General features: G+C 58.0%; 11 protein-coding genes. 4 read left to right on the forward strand and 7 right to left on the reverse strand.

Annotated elements, in window-relative coordinates:
* Nucleotides 1–125: 125 nt before the first annotated feature.
* From FHS09_RS10020 to FHS09_RS10050, 7 genes are all read right to left on the reverse strand, one after another.
* Nucleotides 126–1,043: a GntR family transcriptional regulator gene (locus FHS09_RS10020; protein ID WP_221191923.1), complete on the reverse strand. Its 918-nt coding sequence runs from the start codon at nucleotides 1,041–1,043 to the stop codon at nucleotides 126–128.
* An 11-nt stretch (nucleotides 1,044–1,054) separates the two neighbouring features.
* Nucleotides 1,055–1,714: a LutC/YkgG family protein gene (locus FHS09_RS10025; protein ID WP_183459393.1), complete on the reverse strand. Its 660-nt coding sequence runs from the start codon at nucleotides 1,712–1,714 to the stop codon at nucleotides 1,055–1,057.
* On the reverse strand, nucleotides 1,707–3,179 hold the full coding sequence (locus FHS09_RS10030; RefSeq protein WP_183459395.1) for a LutB/LldF family L-lactate oxidation iron-sulfur protein: 1,473 nt from the start codon (nucleotides 3,177–3,179) through the stop codon (nucleotides 1,707–1,709). The genes FHS09_RS10025 and FHS09_RS10030 overlap by 8 nt, the downstream gene beginning before the upstream one ends.
* 264 nt (nucleotides 3,180–3,443) lie before the next feature.
* Complete coding sequence (locus FHS09_RS10035; RefSeq protein ID WP_183459397.1) at nucleotides 3,444–4,232, reverse strand: (Fe-S)-binding protein; 789 nt, start codon at nucleotides 4,230–4,232, stop codon at nucleotides 3,444–3,446.
* Nucleotides 4,233–4,507: 275 nt separating this feature from the next.
* Entirely contained in the window at nucleotides 4,508–7,345 is a 2,838-nt protein-coding gene (locus tag FHS09_RS10040; RefSeq protein ID WP_183459399.1) for a TonB-dependent receptor, read from the reverse strand.
* A 3-nt stretch (nucleotides 7,346–7,348) separates the two neighbouring features.
* Nucleotides 7,349–7,489, reverse strand: a complete 141-nt coding sequence (locus FHS09_RS10045) for a hypothetical protein (RefSeq protein ID WP_183459401.1) — start codon at nucleotides 7,487–7,489, stop codon at nucleotides 7,349–7,351.
* A gap of 1,006 nt (nucleotides 7,490–8,495) precedes the next feature.
* Entirely contained in the window at nucleotides 8,496–11,450 is a 2,955-nt protein-coding gene (locus FHS09_RS10050; protein WP_221191924.1) for a TIM-barrel domain-containing protein, read from the reverse strand.
* A gap of 293 nt (nucleotides 11,451–11,743) precedes the next feature.
* Here FHS09_RS10050 and FHS09_RS10055 point away from each other — a divergent pair, with 293 nt between their 5' ends.
* The 4 genes from FHS09_RS10055 to FHS09_RS10070 all read left to right on the forward strand — a co-directional run bounded on the left by FHS09_RS10055 (nucleotide 11,744) and on the right by FHS09_RS10070 (nucleotide 20,642).
* Nucleotides 11,744–13,972: a glycoside hydrolase family 43 protein gene (locus tag FHS09_RS10055; protein WP_183459403.1), complete on the forward strand. Its 2,229-nt coding sequence runs from the start codon at nucleotides 11,744–11,746 to the stop codon at nucleotides 13,970–13,972.
* A gap of 4 nt (nucleotides 13,973–13,976) precedes the next feature.
* Nucleotides 13,977–15,173, forward strand: coding sequence for a mannonate dehydratase (uxuA, locus tag FHS09_RS10060; protein ID WP_183459405.1), 1,197 nt, complete (start codon nucleotides 13,977–13,979; stop codon nucleotides 15,171–15,173).
* Nucleotides 15,174–15,349: 176 nt separating this feature from the next.
* The gene (lacZ, locus tag FHS09_RS10065) at nucleotides 15,350–18,625 is read left to right on the forward strand and encodes a beta-galactosidase, LacZ type (RefSeq protein ID WP_183459407.1); all 3,276 of its coding nucleotides are present in this window, start codon (nucleotides 15,350–15,352) and stop codon (nucleotides 18,623–18,625) included.
* Nucleotides 18,626–19,247: 622 nt separating this feature from the next.
* Nucleotides 19,248–20,642, forward strand: a complete 1,395-nt coding sequence (locus FHS09_RS10070; RefSeq protein ID WP_183459409.1) for a BNR repeat-containing protein — start codon at nucleotides 19,248–19,250, stop codon at nucleotides 20,640–20,642.
* The last annotated feature ends 68 nt before the right edge of the window (nucleotides 20,643–20,710 follow it).

Consider the following 20,710-nt stretch of genomic DNA (forward strand, 5'->3'; position numbering starts at 1 on the left):
TTACGAGCGTACAGGGACGTATTAAAGGGGGGCGCCCAGCCCGTGTCCCGGAAAGCGGCACCCCACCCGGCCCCGCACCGAACTCGAATTTTCTAAGACTTCAAACAGGCTCTAACCCCTTCAACTTACGCCAGCTCGCTGCAGACCCGGGTGGCACATTCCAGCAAAGTTCGCTCGGCGGTATCCAGGTGGGCCTCCAGGGCCTTGACCGCACCGGCCACATCCCGGGCCAGAACGGCGACCATCAGGTCGATATGCTCATCCACGGCGATACGCAGGCGCGACTTCTCGCCAGCCTTATGCCACTGGTAGTGGTAGTGGCAAACAAAGGACACCACTTCGAAGAACTGGCTGATAAAGCGGTTGTCGATCCCCATCTGGAGGGCCTGGTGCAACCTGGCATCCAGGGCGGGGACCTCGGTATAACGCTTGCCGAAATCCCGCTTTACCGTCTGGTGCAGGGCCAGCACCTCGCGCAGTTCCCCCCAGACCGGGTGACCGTCATCGCAGTCCAGGAGTTTCACCAGTGCGCGCATCTCCAACACCTTGCGAAACTCGACCAGTTCGCCGGCGAAGCGAGCGTCGAACTCCACCATCTGCCACTGCGAGCGGGGCTTCTTTTCAATCAGGCCAAAACGGGAGAACCTCACCAGAAACTCTCTTACGGTCACCGTATTGCAGCCGGACTGCTTTGCCAGCTCCAATTCCGAAAAGCGACTGCCAGGCAACAGCTTGCCGCCGTTGATCAGGGACAGGAAATACTTCTGCACCACTTCCTCCTTGGAGGCGGGCGCACTGCTGATATCGTAGTAATCCTCTTCCCCCGGTTTGCGCACCACGCGCTTGCCGGCACCGTCCCGCTCAATCAGGCCCTTCCCGTTCAATTGCTCCAGGGCGGCGCGAAGGGTGGTGCGGCTGACCTCCAGCTCAGTAGCGAGGGCCAGGTCACTGGGCAGGTAGGGGCTATCACTCCCGAAGATTGTTTCCACCCGATCCAGCAGGCGGTTGCAGGTTTGTTGCACCAGGTAACTTTTTTTTGCCACGCAAAGAACCTCTAATTCACAAGCAGTACGTGAACCTGCCTGGGGCCATGGGCCCCGAGCACGATTTTTTGCTCGATATCCCCGGTCCGGGAGGGACCGGTAACCAAGGTGACGGTGCGCGGCATATCTTCCGGGCGCCGTCGGAGGTCAGCCCAGACCGCCTCCTGGGTGGCCAGGATATCCCGGCGCGACAGAGTCACGATCAACAACTCCGGCAGGAAATAGCTGGCCGAAGAGTGCCCCGGTGCCGACAGCAGCACCAGGCTGCCGGTTTCCGCAATGCCGCGAAACGCCGAGGTGATACACACCGGACTATCGGCATCCCCGGCTCCCGAGCGAATATCCAGCTCCGGCACCGAGGCCCAGCCCAGCTCCGCCGCGGAGCCATTGGCAAAGCACTGCGTCCGCCGCTGTTGATCCGACAGATGGCGCCATACCGCCGCGGGTATCCCGGATGCCGATTCCACCCACTCCACCGAGGCGGAAGCGGCCGACAACCGGTGTTCGAACTCTGCACACAGAGCTTCAGCCGTTAGTTGGGTCCGGACGGGGATGGTATGGGTGGGAATGGTATCGGCGCGAGCGCCTCCCTCCCCGGCCACAGGCGCATCGGCCAGCGGCTTTTTATTGCGCCGGATAGCGGCGAAAATCCGCTCGCGTGCCTTACTCATGCGCCCCCCCTTGCTCATGGCGAAGCCCCTCAGCGCCGGTCTTCGCGGCGCGCTTCTTTAGTTGCGCGAGTTGCGCGTGAAAAGTCTCCCCTTCCGGGGCGGGGAAATCCCGATACCGGGTCCAGCCGCCGGCCAGCGGCATGCGCGACAAACGGCGCCGCCTGCCGCCGCACAACGCCATCCCCCACGCCGCCAGGCCCGTGAATTTGCGATAGAGCGCCGGCCGGGACGCCAGCCAGGCCCATGCGCTCAAACCGGCGCGGGCCAACGGCGAAGTCATTTTTTTCCCGTGCTCGCGCACCCGCCAGCGCCTCATGATATCGGTGAGGGGTATCTTCACCGGGCACACGGCCACGCATTGACCGCAGAAGGTGGAGGCGTTGGGCAGGGCCGCGGATTTCTCCACCCCGATCAGGGCAGGTGTGAGGGCTGCACCCAGGGGGCCCGGGTATACCCACCCGTAGGCGTGGCCACCCACGGCGCCATAGACCGGGCAGTGATTCATACAGGCGCCACAGCGGATGCAGTTCAGAATGTCCTGGTTTTCACTGCCCAGCAGCTCGCTGCGGCCGTTATCCAGCACTACCACATGGAATTCTTCCGGGCCGTGCATATCCCCTTCGCGTTTGGGGCCGGAGGAAAGGGTGACATAAGCGGTAGCTTCCTGGCCGGTGGCCGAGCGGGGCAACAGGCGCAAGAAGGTCGACAAATCCTCCAGAGTGGGGATTACCCGTTCAATGGTGGTCACCACCACGTGCACCCTGGCGAGGGTCTGGGTTAAATCGCCGTTGCCTTCGTTGGTGACAATCACCGTGGACCCGGTCTCGGCGATCATGAAGTTGGCGCCGGTGATGCCCACATCCGCCTTGAAAAAATGCTCGCGCAACTCCTGCCTGGCTTCGGCCACCAGGCTTTCCGCGGTCGAGAGATCCCGGTCCGGCGGCAGCTGCGGGTGGCTTTCGACAAAGGTCCGCTCGATATCGTCCTGCGCCAAGTGAACGGCGGGCATCACGATGTGGCTCGGCGCTTCGCGGCGCAACTGCAGGATATATTCGCCGAGGTCCGTCTCCACCGGCGTGATCCCCTGATCGACGAGATAATCATTAAGCCCCAGCTCCTCGGTCACCATGGACTTGCCCTTGGTGACGGTTTTCGCCCCCACCCTTTGGCAGATGGCCAGGATCGCCTCGCGCGCATCGTCCGCGGTACTGGCCCAGTGGATGTGACCACCCTGCCCCAGTACCTTCTGCTCGAACTGCTCCAGCCAGGTGTCCAGATCCGACATGACCCGACGCTTGATGCGGCGGGCATCTTCGCGCAGAGCTTCGAATTCCGGCAACTGCCCCACTGCCGCGGCCCGGCGCGCCTGCAGGCCGTCGCCCAGCTTTCCGAAGGCACCTTGCAGTTTCGGGTCCCGCAGGGCCTGCGCGGCCTGTTGTTTGAAGGAACTACAACTCGGTTGCATAAGTGCTCTTTCAACCTCTAAATGCCGGGTTCAGTTGGCTTGTCAGTGTTCCTGGCAAGGCGCGTCCCGCAGGCAATGGCCCGGTCCTTGTCAAGGGGCGCAACGCCGCCAGGGACGCTGACAAGCCAACCCGAAGGGCGCTCCCATGGCGCTCCACAGCGGCGTTGCCGTGCTTGCCAAGGGCTGGGCCATTGCCGGCGCCCGGCGCCTTGCTGTGAAACGCCATGGGAACGCTGAACCCGACATTTAGAGGTTGAAAGAGCACTAGACCTCCCCCTCACCAATCGCGGGAAGGTCGGTCATGCCCGCCAATACTTCCGCCACATGACGAACCTTGACGCGGCTGCCCTGCCGGGTCAGCTTGCCGGCCATATTCAACAGGCAGCCCAGATCCCCCGCCAGCAGGGTGTCCGCCCCGCTGGCCTCGATATTGTCCATCTTGCGGCTTACCATCTGGTTGGAAATGTCCGCGTACTTGACACAAAACAGGCCGCCGAAACCACAACAGACTTCGGCGTCGTCCATTTCCCGCACCTCCACCCCCCGCACACTGCGCAGCAGCTTGCGGGGCTGCTGCTTGATGTTCAGCTCGCGGAGTCCGGCACAGCTATCGTGGTAACAAACAGCTCCCTGATAGTCGGCTTCCACAGATTCCATCCCCATCACATCCACCAGGAAGCTGGTCAATTCATAGGTCCGGGAAGCCAATCCAGTCGCACGATCCCGCCATTCGGGCTCCGCCGCCAGCAATTTGGGGTAGTGATCCCTAATCATGCCGGCGCAGGAGCCGGAGGGAGCCACCACCGCATCGAAGGGCTCAAACGTCTCGACAACCTGTTTGGCCAGGGCTTTTGCCTCCGCTTCTCCGCCGGCGTTGTAGGCGGGCTGGCCGCAACAGGTCTGGTGTTCGGGCACCACGACCTCGCAGCCCGCGTCTTCCAGCAGCTTGATTGCCGCGAAACCGACACTCGGGCGCATGACATCCACCAGGCAGGTCACATAGAGGGCAACCCGTCTTGACCGTCCGACCTCAAGCTTCCCTCCAAGCTCCATAAGTTTCTCCGGGGATTTATTCTCTGGCGATGCACCCGATCAGGATCGGGGCAAGTAGACACCAATCCTATTGTTTAGTATTAATAAAAGTCAATGGATTTGGTGCTGTGTGTTCCAGTCGCGCAAAGTGCCGTCCAGGTGTGCGGGGGGGAGCGATTGCCAGATTCGCTGGCTCTTCCGGTGACCAAATAGATCGGCCGTGACGCTCCAAGTCCTCGCGGCGCCTTTGGCCCGATCTATTTGGTTGTTGTCGGTGAAATATTGTGGAGTTGCTTTTAGAGAGACCCGCGTATACCCAGTGTGATTGTACGGCCGTTCTCCAGGAAGTTATCCCTGCGTGATCTACTGCCACTGTAAATACCATCGGGATCCGGGAAGTACTCGTAGGTCTTCTCATCATTGAGATTGGTCCCATCAATACGCACTTCCAGCCAATCGGTCAAATGGTAGCTGAGTGATGCATCCAGATAACCCGCGCCGGTGCGCCAGCGCTGCAGGTCACGCCCCGGGTCGTTATTGGTCTCGACGGCAGTTCTGTCCTTGTAAGTCCAGGATAACCGGGCGGTGAAAACTTCATCCTCCCAGAAACCCGTCATGGCATAGCCATACTTCGGCACATTCCATACTTCGTGATCCACACCGGATCTCGAAGTCCAGTTCTGGCCATCGGTATCCACGCGGGTATAGCTCATCTGAGTGCCTAAATTGCTCCATATACCCGGCAGGAAGGTAAAGTTTTGCTGATAGGCGACCTCCAAGCCTGTGAAGGAGACATCACCTTCATTGACCTTGGTGGAGAGAGTGATTGGAAGATCCGGATCCACTTTACCATCTACATCCTGGAGATTTGACCCGAGAGCAGAATCGGGCAAACCGAGAGAACTCCAGGGAACCACCACAGTCTCGCTTATAGTGGTATCCGACAAATCCTTCTGGAAAAGTCCGACACTGACCAGGGCGCCTTCGGCAAAGTACCACTCAGCGGTGAGGTCGTATTGATCCGCTTCCATTGGTAGAAGACCTGGATTACCGCTGTTTGCCTGTGGCTCGAACACGTTGGGAATGACCAAGCCACCAGCGATATCCGTGAGTGCCGAACGCGTAATGGTTTTCCCGTAGGAAGCGCGCAAGACAACATCGTTATAGACATCGTAAGCCAAGCTGACGGAAGGCATAAGATTATCGTAGGAATCTTCACTGGAATTGGACTCAAACTCCCCGTCAACCAGCAGGAAGTTATCGATGCTTACATCGGTCTCTGAATAACGCAACCCCACATTTATGCGCAATTCACGGTTGTAAACGTCACCTCGCAGATCAGTTTGCAAATAGACTGACGCCACATCCTCCTGGGCCTGGAAGGTAGCGCCAAAATCACGCGGTGACATGCGGGTCGCCCGTTCCGGCTGGAAAAAATTCTCGATGGTATCCCGGGTCCAGTTTGCCCAGCCTTTGGGAAAGTTTTCACCCGCCCCCTTGGCAAAGGGGTCGATTCTCAGTTCGCTGTCCATCACTGCGAGACGCTGCTCGGTGGTCATTGTATTCCAGGTCAATCCGTTGGGAAGAAGTTGGTCATCAAAGACAGAATTACCATTGGTTCTCGACGAATACTTCGAGGATTCTGCGAAGCTCACACCGGACTTCAGGGTGCCCAGCCAATCGCGAACACCATAGTCCCACGCGATCTCAAACTTGGCCATATCATCATCGTCTTCTTCATTACGCAGGCTGAAATCCCGATCTGCCCGTGTGTAAAATTGCGGATTGGTGATATCGCCGTTGAGGATTACAAGATTCGGGTAGAGACCGTTGCCCCGGTGATCCATCAGCATTTCCACGCCCTCGCGAGTTTCGGAGCCCATCCGCCAGCGCGTTAACTCGGCGTCACTGCTTGAAGACGTGATTTGCCCCCTGAGGGTCACTGTATCTGTCGGTAGGTATTCAGCGCGCAGGTTGAAGCTCTGGAATTCAGTTTCGCTGTCATTTACGACACTCTCCGCAAATATGGGCACATTACCGAAAACGCCGTGCAAGTTATTGTGCTCATCAATGATTGGATCGATCGGCACGATTCCAGTGCCAACAGTAGTTCCGGAATTACGAATCGCGGCACCAAAGGTATACTCGTCGCGTTTGTCGCTAATATCTGCCAATAAGGTATCCAGACTGACGTCAAGCTTATCGTTCTTGAACTGGAAGGAATTGACCAATGCGGTGCGTTCACGCTCGTTCTTGGTAGCGAAGGTCCGGTAGAAACGAGGCATAAATGCGTTGTCGATCTGATCTCGGGTAAGACCATTGAAATTTGCGTCGGGGTTATCCAAATCGAGCTTGAATCCGAAGGCTCCTGGATCTTTCTCGTTCTCACCCAGCGCCGAACGGTTAAAACTACCTGTGGTCTGAAATCCGGAACGGGTGTTGACGGCCTCTGAGTGCGCCAAACCAATCAGTGCGCCGAAGTTTCCCCAGGTATTGCTATACAGAAATGACCCGCGGGGGCTGGTTTCCTCAGACGAATCGTTATGGGGCGCCGATACCGCATAGCGAATCACCTGACCATCCTGGTCGTGGGGCCGCGGTGTAGCCAAATCGACCACACCACCAATCCCTCCCTCGGTCAGTTCAGCCATTGGTGTTTTGTAAACCCTAACGGCACCGAAAAGCTCAGATGGGAACACATCGTAATTAAAGTCGCGCGTGGAGCTGCCAATATTATCCGAGGAAGTGGTATGCACCGGCGCACCATTGATAGTAGTCACCGCAAAGCTGGGACCCAACCCGCGAATGCTGATACGGTTACCCTCATTGCTGGATCCATCACGGGAAAGGTAGATACCGGGAATACGCTGCAGGGATTCCGCTACATTCGCATCGGGGAACTTGCCGATATCCTCCGCCACAACGGCGTCAACCACTCCTGTGGCCTCTTGTTTAATGGCGAGTGATTGCCGCAGACTACTGCGCATACCGGTAACTGAGATTTCCTCAATCACTTCAGCCTGACCGGAGTTGGTAGTTTCAGTTTGTGCATTGCTGGTAGTTGCAACAAGGGATGCGACAGCCAACCCAAGGGCGGCACTCAGGTCGTTTCTGGCGAAATATTCTCTCATCATATCTTAACCTGCTTTATTATCCATATCGTTGGCGAGCAAAAAATCGAAGTTACCCCCTTCGAATTCTGCCCCTGGTCCTGAAATTAGCGGGCCGATACTGCTGAACTTCCCTGCCCTCACTTCCTCCATCACTACTTTGGCCACTTTGGCGCTCCATACATCTTCTCTTCTGTCTACAGCTGGAAGAAGATTATTGGCTCAGTGGCATAGTGGCCTTGCCACGTCCAATATTTTTAGCGGTGCGCTAAACGCCAAGCAACTCCCAGCCTTAAACGGTGACCGTAATGCTGGTCAAAGGTGAGGAGATTTTGGCACGCGGAGCAATTTGCGAAGAATGCGCCCCGCCTGGAAGGGTTATCTGCTTGATCACGCGTCACCCAGCGATAATCGTAGTACCCGGCTTCGTAAGGATCGACCACATATCTCCAATCGCCATTAAGTGATTGGAAATCCCTAAGGTAGAGGTCTGGAGAGTGAGTCGCGCTGGCAGGCGGGCAAAGCAAATATAGAAGAACGGCCACTGCCACGGGAAAGCTACGAGGGGTCAGATGTTCCATATCAATTTATCTCCGCATTTATAGGCAACATTCGCCCGCGGCTTTCCGTGACAATACGACATCCAATTCTGGTATCACGCATAAATGGCCATACCATGCTGTCATATTAGTCATATTAATATTAGAGGATTAGCGAATGCAAATGCATTATCAGGCTTCTAGGGCGGATATTGCGCCACGGCCAGCGGTGGTGGGTAACCTGCGGCATTCGCTCCGCCGCATCTGGGGATGGAGCTGACACGGTGAATCTGTTCCAAGTCATTCCGCCCGCCGCATACGCTCACCGTGGGGGCGCCTTCGGCGTCTAAATCTACTCCGGCAGATTTGTTAGGTATGGATACCGATTCCGAGGAGATATAGTTTTACAGGACGGCAAATACCATCTGTTTTTCAAGTCAGAGAGTTCCGGGAAAGGCATCAAGAAAGCGGGCTCCGAAAATCGGAGTATGTGCTCCAGGACATGCATCAAAGAGCTGACGTCTGCCTCTATGGCCAGAAGATTGCACAATTATGGCTGGCAAGAAGCGGAAAGTACGGTTTTCGTGGCCAACGGGAAGATAAAGAGGCTCGCCAAGCAAGCCTCTTCGCACGCATCAAAAACTCAGTTTGACTGGTGACCCGTCATAGACCACTTTCCGCGCCGGTGAGTCAGGGCGTCCGTTTGAAACCAGGCGAACATTCAGTTCGCGCCGTTCAGTCATACCCGCGAAGCTCCCCTGGCGCTCGCCGATGCTCAGGATTCTCTGTTTGTCGTCCCACCTCAGGGCAACCGTCGCATACTGGCCGCGCTCGTAGTCGTAAGTCTCGTTGTCATCCTGATAGAGGGTGAATTCCGCATCCCCTCCCGCGTAAACGGTAATATCGTAGGGTGCGTCGGGCTTTTCCGTGGCGTACTGCTGCAAGGGGCCGGTGGGCAGGATGGAGCCGGCACGCACATACAGCGGGATAATGTCCAGGGGCGCCTCGCGCGTATGCTCCTGACCGCCGCGGATTTTCTCGCCACTGTAGTAGTCGTACCAGTCGGCACCGGCGGGCAGGTAGGTAGTGACGCGGGTGCCGACCGTAGACCGCTTCCTTTCCAGCTCGGCGATATCCTTTGGCGTACGCCAGGACAAGCGAACATTGCGATCACTTTCCCCCTGGTAATGCTCGATGCCGAGCTTCACGCGCTCGCCCTGCTCCAGCTTGCGCTTGACGCCGTGGTAACGGCGGCCGCCGCTCTTCCAGTCCTCGATGACCTTTTCACCATTGAGGTACAAAACAAAGCCGTCATCGCCTTCCAGGCCGATCTCATACTCGCCGCTTTCCGGTGCGATGAGGCTGCCGCTCCAGCGCGCGGAAAAGTTGTTCAGGCTCGACAGGCCTGGCGGGAAATCGGCCAATGGGGGCCCCGGCCAGGTGTGATCCAGCACTGCATCCACCACCTTGCCGGCTGGCTGCTCGAAGTTGCGGCCGCTGAAGTACTGACCGGCAAGGCCGGGCTTGTTGTCCGGCGTGCGCAGGTAGGCACCAGGAATGGTCTTGGCGGGCGGGTCCTCAAGGTGGTACATGGGTCGGGTGACCGGGTGTACCAGCAAGGACGGACCGTACATGAAGGCGTCGTTGATGTTGTGCACCCGCTTGTCCCTGGGGAAGTCCATCGCCAGGGCGCGCATCAGGGTGTAGTCGTTTTCCGTGACCTGCCAGCTCAGGCTGTAGGTGTAGGGCAGCATGCGGTAACGCAATTCAACCGCTTGCTTGAGCGCGTCGTATACGGGCGGATCCAGCTCCTTGAAAATATAGGGTTCGCGCTCGATGTGGGTGCCATGCACGCGCATGATGGGATTGAAGGCGCCATACTGGAACCAGCGCGTGAACAATTCGCGGTACGCCGGATTCTGCTCGCCGCCCGGATAGTTGGGCACGAAAAAGCCACCGATGTCGTTGGTCCAATAGGGGTTGCCCGTAATCGTGACGCTGACGCCGCCGCTGATTTGTCGGCGAAGGGTATCCCAACTAGCGTGAATATCGCCGGACCAGGAGGCCGCCGCCGTGCGTTGCGCGCCCGCCCAAGCCGAACGGGTCAGGGTAAATACCCGCTTGTTGCTGGTGGCACGCTGACCGTCGTAAGTGCCCTGTGTGGTCATCAGGGTGTAGGGGTTCAGGTAGCGGGAGAAATCGCCCATGGCGTTGTTGCCCAGACTTTTGATATCCGCCACCACTTTGTCAGGATCCCAACAGGCGGACCCTACTTCCACCTCCGTACCGTCCATCCACAGTGCATCGACACCTTTGTCCAGCAGACCAGCTTTCACATGCTTGAAGTAGATTTCCCGGCCCTGTTCGCTGAAGGCATCGTAGATGCGCGCCTTCTTTGAAATCCAGTGCAGGGGTTCGAAGCGCAGTCCATGGCCATCCAGCTCGGCGGCGAGGGGCGTGTCGTTACCCACCGACGGCCAAATGGAAATCATAAGCTTCATGTTGAGGTCGTGAATCGCCGAGGTCATGGCCTCCGGCTCGGGGAAGCGCTCCGGGTCCCAGATCATGCCGCTCCAGTTGCCATCCCATTCGCCGCCCCATTCGCCGCCGCCCCAGTACTGCCAGTCCTGCACGATGTAATCGAGCGGAAAGCCCTCTTCGCGAAAGGTGCGGGCAACTTCCACAATACGTTCCTGCGTCGGATAGCGTTCTTTACTCATAAACAGGCCGAAAGCCTGCTTGGGATACATGGGCGCGTCACCGGTCAGGTCACGGTAGGCGGAGACCACGTCGTCCATACCGTCTCCGGCCATGAAGTAGTAATCCACACCGCCGGGTGCGCTCTCGGCCCAAAGGGTCGCGCCTTCGGCGTTGTCTTTGAACTTCATTGCGGAGTAGGTATCCCACAGGATGCCGTAGTTCTCCGTGGACATCATAACGGGGATGACGCTACCCACGTTGGTTTGGACCAGCAGCAGCTCCTGGTTACGGCGGTTCAACAGCGACTCCTGAGTACCGCGGTCGATCTCTGTCTCATTGATAAAGCCGAATCCGTAGATGGCTTCATCCTGTTTAAGGGAGAAAGTGTTGGACACTTCGTAGCTTGGCGCTTCGGCGATCTCAACCTTTTCAATGCGCTGAGGTGCACCGGCCGATTCCCGGGTATAGAGCTTGCCGTTGCCGTCGCTGAAACTCAGCGAGCCGCTGTGCTTATCAATCTCTATCGTCAGCTCCGCGGATGCGAGTTTGAGCGTGGTACCGCCGTCCTCCAGCTCAAAGGCAATGGGATCGGGCTGGTCGATAACCACAAGGCTCGGGTGCTGCCAGTAGTTATCCCCCAGGTTGCTGTTAACCCTGACCGTCCTGGGGCCGTAGAAGATGACGTTCTTGACCGTATCCCCCAGCCTGATCTGCACACCATCTGGCAATCGGCGATAGTCGAATCCACCATCAGTCTCTTGAGTCTCTGGCAACAGTGATACCAGATGACCGTTTTCATCAAGGCCGGAAGCCGGGGGCGGTGGTTCCGTCGTACAGGACGCGGCCGCGACCGTAATGGCAGCGATAGTTGCCATTTGCTTATAGTTCATTCCATCATCCTTTATATATATTCTTATTTATCAGAGGCTCGCTGACTGGAGGACTGGCTTCTGTCTCCATGTACTGGGAGAGATTGAGTTATCGATAACATTTTTATATAGTATTTGTCATATTATATTGCATAATTACAACTGGCAAGTCCCCTTGAGTCAGAATGACTGGGAGCAGTTTCACAACAACTTCTGACTGAATAGCCGGTTTGAGTCTCAGAGCTTAGCGAAGCACCGCTTGGTGCCCGTCGATACCCACAACTCAGCGATGGAATAAGAAATCAATGAAAATAATGTATAGACAAGGCCTTTGGGATGCCCGCAAACCGCGAAGATTCCGTTCCGCAGTCCTTATCCTGCTGGCCGCGGCCGGACTGCTCTCCAGCGGCTGCACCGATAGCTCCCGGAAGGAAGAAACGCCTTATTCAGCCTACCTGTTCACCTATTTTCTCGGCAACGACCCCGGCGAGGAGGCCATTCGATATGCCCTGAGCTGGGATGGCTATCACTACCGGGCACTCAAGGGCAACAAGCCCATCATCAGCTCAGAACGTATCAGTTCCTCCGGTGGCGTGAGGGACCCACATATCCTGAGAGGGGCCGACGGCAAGTTCTATATGACCGTTACGGACCTCTACGTACCCGAACAGGGCTGGTCCAACTTTGCCATGGTCATGATGAAATCCGATGACCTGGTCAACTGGACATCCAGCATCGTCAATATTCCGGAAACCTTCCCCGAAGAATTCGGGGATGTGGACCGGGTCTGGGCGCCGCAGACCATCTACGATCCGGAAAGCGAACGCTACATGCTCTACTGGTCCATGCGCTCCGGCGACGGCCCCGACATCATCTACTATGCCTTCGCCAACGACGATTTTACCGGCCTCGCCACGGTACCCCAGCAGCTCTATTTCAGCCCCACCAACGATGCCACTATCGACGGGGACATAGTGTTCCACGACGGCAAATACCATCTGTTTTTCAAGACCGAGGGCTCCGGCAAAGGCATCAAGAAGGCCGTCTCCAAGAATCTCACCGGGGACTATGTACTCCAGGACAAGTATCTGCACCAGACCGATAAGGCCGTGGAGGGATCTGCAGTTTTCAAACTGATTGGATCGGACAAATATATCCTCATGTACGACGTGTACATGGACGGAAAATATCAGTTTACCGAAAGCGATGACTTGGCGAATTTCTCCGTGATCGACGGCGAGATCTCCATGGATTTCCACCCGCGACACGGATCGGTGCTCCCGATCACCAGCGCTGAAGCCGAAGCCCTGCAAAAACAATGGGGGCCGGTGGAAGCCGCGGTTATTTCTTCGGAGTCACCCGATATCAAGAAAGGCAACCTGACGATCGATGCGGCAGAGGGCACCCTCTACCTTCCCGTCAAACCCGGTACAGACCTGAGCCGGCTGGACCCGAAATTCAAACTGGTGACCGAATTTTCCCTTAGCCCGGAAGGCCCCCGGGATTTCTCCTCCGGGGCCGTGAGCTACACCCTCTCCCGGAGCGGACTGGCTGACAAAACCTATAAAGTGACTGCCGAAGTCGACGGCAATCCGGTTTTGGACGGGTATTATGCCGACCCGGAAATTATTTATTCCGAAAGGGATAAAAAATACTACATGTATCCAACAAGCGACGGATTTTATCGCTGGTCTGGCACATATTTCGAAACTTTTTCTTCTTCCGACCTGATACACTGGGAAAACGAGGGTACCATTCTGGACCTGAAAGCCGACGTGAGCTGGGCGGACCGCAACGCCTGGGCACCGGCCGGCATCGAGAAAGTCGTCGACGGGCGGGACGGAGAAGATAAAAAGTACAAGTATTTCTACTACTTCACCGCGGCGCAGAAGATCGGCGTGGCCGTGGCGGACGACCCCGCCGGCCCCTTCACCGATTCCGGCCGACCCCTGATCGATTTCAAACCGGACGGAGTGACCGGGGGCCAGGAAATCGACCCGGACGTGTTCCTGGACCCCGTCTCCGGGAAATCCTATCTCTACTGGGGCAACGGCTACCTGGCGGTGGCTGAACTCAACGACGATATGGTCTCCATTGCCAGGGATTCCATTAAGGTACTCACTCCGGATGACACCTTCAGGGAGGGCGCCGAGGTGTTTTACCGGAACGGCACCTACTATATCCTGTGGTCCGAAAATGACACCCGCAGCGAGGACTACCGGGTGCGTTACGCCATGGCCGACTCGCCCACCGGGCCTTTGCGGATTCCCGAAAACAATCTCGTCATCGCCAAGAAGCCAGAACTCGGTATCTACGGCACTGGACACAACTCCGTGGTCAAAGTCCCGGGAGAAGACCGGTGGCACATCGTCTATCACCGTTTCAACCGCCCGAATGGCATCGCCATGGGCGAATCCGCCGGCTATCACCGGGAAGTGTGCATCGACGTTCTGGAGTTCAACGACGACGGTACTATCAAGCCGGTAATACCGACATTGCAAGGTCTTGCCGGCAGCAGCACTCCAGCAGACGATAAGGGGTAATCATATGCGCGAATCCTGGAGATGGTTTGGTCCCAACGATCCGGTCAGCCTGGACGATATCCGCCAGGCCGGCGCCACCGATATAGTGAGCGCTCTGCACCATATTCCCACTGGGGAGGTGTGGCCAGTGGATGCGATCCGCAGGCACAAGGCATCGATCGAAACGGCCGACTCCGGCCGCTCTCAATTAAAGTGGTCGGTGGTTGAAAGTATTCCGGTCCACGAAGATATCAAGTTGTCCAGGCCCGGGCATCGGGGCTATGTGGACAACTGGATTGCCAGTATGGAGAATCTGGCGGAGTGCGGGATAAAAGTCATCTGCTACAACTTTATGCCGGTGATCGACTGGACCCGGACCGACCTCAGCTACCGGCTGCCCAGCGGCGCCTACGCGCTGCGTTTCGACCAGAGAAAATTCGCGGCTTTTGACCTGTTTATCCTGGAACGGAAAGATGCCGAGTGCGACTATTCGGAACAGGAGATTACCGAAGCAAAGGCAACCTTCTCCGCAATGACAGAGAAGGAAAAACAGCAACTCACCGAAAACATTATCGCCGGGTTACCCGGCAGAATGACCGACAGTTACAGGCTGGATGATTTCCGTTCCGCACTGGACAACTACCGCGGAATCGACCGGGACACCCTGCGCAGGAACCTCTTCGCTTTCCTCTCCCGGGTATTGCCGATAGCCGAAAAGCTGGGCGTCAAGCTGGCCATACATCCGGACGATCCGCCGAGGGACATGCTCGGCCTACCCAGGATCATTTGCACCGCCGAGGACCTGGAATTCCTCTTCGGGGAACTCCCCAGCCCGGCCAATGGCATGACCCTTTGTGTGGGCACCTACGGCAGCAGGCCGGACAACGACCTGCCGGAAATGGCTCGCCGCTTCAGCCCGCGTATTCACTTTGCGCATCTGCGCGGCGTCAGTCGCGATGCTGACGAACAGCGGTCATTCTACGAGGCCTGCCACCTGGATAGCGACATCGATATGGTCCAGGTAGTCTGGAACCTGCTGGCGGAGGAGCAGAGAAGGGGCGATTCCGCACCAAAAATATTTATCCGCCCCGATCACGGACACCAGATGATGGACGATATTGGCAAAACAGTGAATCCGGGTTACTCGGCCATTGGCCGCCTGAAGGGACTGGCGGAAATCCGTGGGGTTATCCGGGCACTCTCTATCAACCACTTGAGTTGAGGCCGTAGGGGGCGCCGTGCGCACCATTCAGGTTCGAGGGCTCCGGCCGGTGCGAGGCTGCCATGGATGGCGGTCACGCAGACAGCGCATGGAGCAGTTGTCTGCCACTGCGCCAACTACAGAGTGACAGTTTTTTGGGTTGAAAGAATAAAGACATAATCTGATGAGGGAAAACCATGGGTAACTTCCATAGAACCGGTCCTGTACTGTTGACGGGCGGCCTGCTTGCCGCCGGCCTGCTCCTATCCGCCTGCGAACGCCAGCCGGATTCCAATGCGGAAAATCAATCGCCATCCGCGAATTCCACAGCGGCGAAAGCCAACGACTGGGAAAATCCCGAGATTTTCCAGATCAACAAGGAGCCGGCGAGAGCGACTTTCTACGCTTACGAAAACCGCCATCTGGCCGACAAAGGCACCAGGGAAAATTCCCGCTATTTCCACTCGTTAAACGGAGAGTGGAAATTCAATTGGGTCAGAAAGCCCGGCGACCGCCCGATGGATTTCTGGAAACAGGGCTTCGACGCTTCCAACTGGGGCAGTATCCAAGTGCCCTCTAACTGGGAACTACAGGGGCATGGCATTCCCCACTACGTCAATATCCCCTATGTCTTCCCCGCCGACCAGCCGCGCATCCCCCATGATTACAATCCGGTGGGCTCCTATATCAAGACCTTGGAAATACCGGACGACTGGCAGGACAGGCAGGTATTCCTCCACTTCGGAGCGGTCAGCTCCGCCATGTACCTGTGGGTCAACGGCGAGAAGGTCGGTTACAGCCAGGGCTCGAAACTGCCGGCGGAGTTCAATATCACTCGCTACGTAAAACCCGGTGACAACAAAATTGCCGTGGAAGTGTACCGATGGTCCGATGGCAGCTACCTGGAGGACCAGGATGCCTGGAGCCTGAGCGGCATCGATCGCGAGGTCTTTGCTTTCTCTACGCCCAATACTCACATCCGCGACTTCACCGTCACCAGCGACCTGGACGAAAGCTACCGCAACGGGGACTTCGCCCTGGAGCTGGACTTTGCCGGCTCCGGGTCGGGGACAACACCCGCCGAGCTGACGGTTGCGGTGAGCGATGGAGACCGGGTTGTATTCAGTGAATCACAAACCGTTGAAGCCGGTGGCGACACCCGCTTCCAGGTGGCGGGAGAAATTGAGGGGGTCAAACCCTGGTCGGCGGAAACGCCAGACCTCTACCAGTTGATTATCGAAGCCAGGATCGGTGAAGACACCCAGGTTATCGAGCAGGCCATCGGCTTCCGAAATCTGAAAATGGAAAACGGCCAGTTCCTGGTAAACGGGGTTCCGGTGACCATTCGCGGTGTCAACCGCCACGAGCACGATCCGCGCACCGGCAAGGTGCTGACCCGCGAGAGCATGATCCGCGATATCCAGCTGATGAAAGAGCTGAATATCAACGCCGTGCGGACCTCCCACTACCCCAACGATCCACGCTGGTATGAACTCGCCGACCAGTACGGCTTGTATGTGTTGGACGAGGCCAATATCGAGTCCCACGAATATATGGAGGAGGGCAACAAGGCCGCCAGAAAAGATCCATCCGCGCGCGAAAAATACCACCTCGGCTACAAACCGGAGTGGGAAGCCGCGCACCTGGCGCGGGTCGCCAACATGGTGGAGCGGGACAAAAATCATCCGTCGGTGATTCTCTGGTCCCTGGGTAACGAGGCGGGAATAGGGCCCGCGTTCGAGAAAAGTTCGCAGTGGATACGGAACAACGACCCCTCCCGCCCGGTGACCTATGGCGGCTGGGGCACGGTGGACGGCCACTCCACCCTGGAGTACGTGGATATCTACACGCCCATGTATGATTTTATCCCCGAAATGGTCGACTACGCCGAGAGCAATCCCGGCCAGCCGATGATCCAGGCGGAATACGCCCACGCCATGGGCAACAGCATCGGCAACCTGCAGGAATACTGGGATACCATCTATCACTATCCGCAGCTGCAGGGCGGCTTTATCTGGGATTGGGTGGACCAGACCCTGTTCAAGACCAACGCCGAGGGCGTTGAGATCATGGCCTACGGCGGCGACTTCGGCGAAAGCCCGCGGCCGGACTCGGACAACTTCCTCGCCAACGGCGTGATACAGTCGGACCGCACACTGAATCCCCACGCCTGGGAAATAAGGAAAGTTTATCAGCCGTTGAAGTTCGAAGCTGATAAACCGCAACCCCTGGAATCCGGGCTCGAATTCACCCTTTGGAACCGTCACGATTTCCTGTCCGCCGATAAATTCTGGATTCGCTGGCGACTGCTGGAAAACGGCCGCTCGATCGCTGAAGGTGCCGGCCCCGCGCTGGAGACCGAGGCCGGGGAGCGGGAGAAGTTCCAACTGCGGCTGCCCGAATACGACAGGAATCCCAGCGCGGAATATCACCTGACAATCGAGACGCTCGCCAATGAGGGCACTATTCCATTGCTCGGCCGTGACCATGTCGTGGCTTGGGACCAGTTCCAACTGCATACCCCCGAGCAGTCAGCGGCGGCGCAGCAAGCAAAAGCAAAAGCAAAAGCAAAAGCAAAAGCAAAAGTCAGTGTGAAGGATGGCGACCATGGGCTGACGGTAACCGGCAAAAATATCTCGGTGCAATTCAACAAATCCAACGGCCAGATGGTGTCCTACAAGATCGACGGCAAAGAGCTGCTGATCAAAGGGTTGACCCCCAACCTGTGGCGGGCGCCCATCGACAACGACGCTGCCTGGATGCTGAAAGATCCGACCTGGAAGGCCGCCACCCAGGAGGCGCAGCTGGTGGAGTTCCGCCATAGCGCCGATGGTTCGCAAAGTGCGGTCGTCAACACTCTGCACCAGCTCGGCGATCAGACCGCTGAATTTGCCACCGAGTACCGGATACTGGGCTCCGGTGAAATCCGGGTCCGCGCCCACTTCAAGCCGTTGAAGGACGGTCTGCCTGTCCTGCCCCGGGTGGGCATGAACCTGGTGCTGAAAGGCGAGTACAAGCAGTTGCAGTGGTTTGGCCGAGGTCCCCACGAAAACTACGAGGACCGCAAGACCGGCGCCGCCGTGGGTGTGTACAACGCCCCAGTGGACAGCCAGTATCACGACTATTCGCGCCCCCAGGAAACCGGCAACAAAACCGATGTGCGCTGGATGTCCCTGACGGACGGCAGCGGTTCCGGCCTGCGCATTGAGGGCGAACAGCTGTTGAGCATGTCGGCCCTGCCGGTACTGCAATCGGACCTGGAGCACGACCGCAAATCCGTTCGCCTGCACGGTGCGGAACTCAGGCCGAAAGACCTGGTCAGTCTGAATATCGACTGGAAGCAAATGGGTGTCGGCGGCGACAATTCCTGGGGCGCCAGGCCGCTGGAGAAATACCAGATCCCGGCCGCGTCCTACAGCTATGGGTTCCGTCTGATTCCCCAGAAGTCAACGGTGCTTGCTGAGCACGATTAAACAGAGATCGGCCCACGGGGGCTCCGACCGGCCCTGCTCCGGTGGCCATCCGGCAAAAAACCTCATCGGTAAATATTTGCCGGATGGCCACCGGCAGCAGGGCCTCGCTCAGTGGGTGGTGCCGTAGGGTGCGCCGTGCGCACCGAATCGAAGCCGGAGGGGTTTTCAACCTAATTCGGTGCGCACGGCGCACCCTACGCTCGCTACAAACCTCTCTTTGTAGGAGCTTGCTTGCAGGGCAAAAATGTGCGCTTAGCGAGCACTGCTCGCTGCGCATTTTTGCGACCGGCCATGGACGGCCGGGCCGGCGATAGCTCCATGGATGGTTGCTTGGGCATGTGCTGATTCGAGACCTCGATCTTTCGCCTGCAAGCAGGCTCCTACAGGTGCAAAATCGTAGGATGGGCAAAGCGCAGCGTGCCCATCGGCCAAATGATGGGCACGTCGCTGCGCTCCGTTGACTCGCGCCATCCCTGGCGCTCGCCCGCTTCGCGGGCGCCTGCGGCGTCCAAATCGGCAATCCTGCCGATTTGTGCCCATCCTACAAATAGCGTAACGCCCCCCCGGTTCAATTCGTCATGGCGCGGGTGCTTCTATCTCAATAAACTTAAAAAATGAAACCATGAAAACTCCGTTTATCTCTTTGTTCACCCTGCTGTTGGCTACGACCCAGGCGCAGGCAGCGGAATCAATTCCAGGCCCGGCTGAGGTCGGCGCCCGGCAAATTCCGGTGATCGAAGAAGCCTATGCCGGCAGTTCAATAAACGTGGTCGCCGGCAGTCGCCAGACACTCTACACGGACGGCGCGTACCAATACGCCGGCTTCTACGGCGCCGACGGCCGGCTATTGCTGGCCAAGCGCCGTCTGGGCGAGAACAGCTGGCAGATCCACCCCACCGAATTCATCACCGACCTGAAGGACGCCCACAACACCATCAGCCTTGTGGTGGACGGGGGGGGTTACCTGCACCTAGCCTGGGGTCACCATAACACCCCCCTCAACTACAGTCGAAGCGTCGAACCGGACAGCCTGATCATGGGCGAGCCGCGCGCTATGGTCGGCGAGGCGGAACAGAGCGTGACCTATCCGCAGTTTTTCCGGCTCGCAGACGGCAACCTGTTGTTCCTCTACCGAGACGGCGGCTCCGGCAATGGCCGCCTGGTACTCAACCATTACGCCGCTGAACAGCAGAAGTGGTCCCGGCGCCAGGGCAACCTCATCGACGGTGAATCCCAACGCAGCGCCTACTGGGACATGAGCATTGATAAAGGCGGGCGTTTGCACCTGGCCTGGAACTGGCGGGAAACCCCGGACGTGGCCAGCAACCACGACCTGCTCTACGCCCGCTCCGACGACGGGGGCAAAAGCTGGCAGCGCAGCGATGGCAGCGACTACAAACTGCCGATCACACAAGCCCGCGCCGAAGTTGCCGCCACCATCCCACAAAACCGCAACCTGATGAACCCGCCCGCGGTGGACGCGAATCATCGGGGCCAGCCTGTTATCGCTTCCTACTGGTCACCGGAGAAGGGAGCCCGCCCCCGCTTCAATCTCGTCTACCGGGACGAGCGCGGCTGGCACACAATCCCGGGCCCCGAAGCGGGACAGGATTTCACATTGCAGGGGCACGGCACCAAACGTCCGCCAATATCACGCGCAGCGCTGCTGGTGGAATCCGGGAAGGACAAGGGCGCCCACCTGATCTACCGCGACGACAGCCGAGGCGGCCGCGTACTGGCCGCCTCCCTGGACGACCTGCGCAGCCCGGAGTGGCATTTCCGCTATCTCACAGAAGAAAACGTCGGCGCCTGGGAACCATCGATTGATCCGGCGCAGTGGCAGCGAATGAAACAGGCCCAGCTGCTGTTGCAGCCGGTGACGCAGTTGGACGGCGACGACCGCAGCGGCAGCGACGCCAAACCCACGCCGCTGAGCCTGTTGATCTGGGGTCCGGTCAGGGAAAATCACCAACGTCGCGGGGTCGCTGATGACGATACCAAAGCTGTCGGCCCCTGAAACCCACAACGCTCAAGACACCCGCGACAATGCTTTTATCGGCTTCCCCTCGCTCGGGAGTTGCCCAG

This window comes from Microbulbifer rhizosphaerae (assembly GCF_014191725.1).
Taxonomy (GTDB): domain Bacteria; phylum Pseudomonadota; class Gammaproteobacteria; order Pseudomonadales; family Cellvibrionaceae; genus Microbulbifer; species Microbulbifer rhizosphaerae.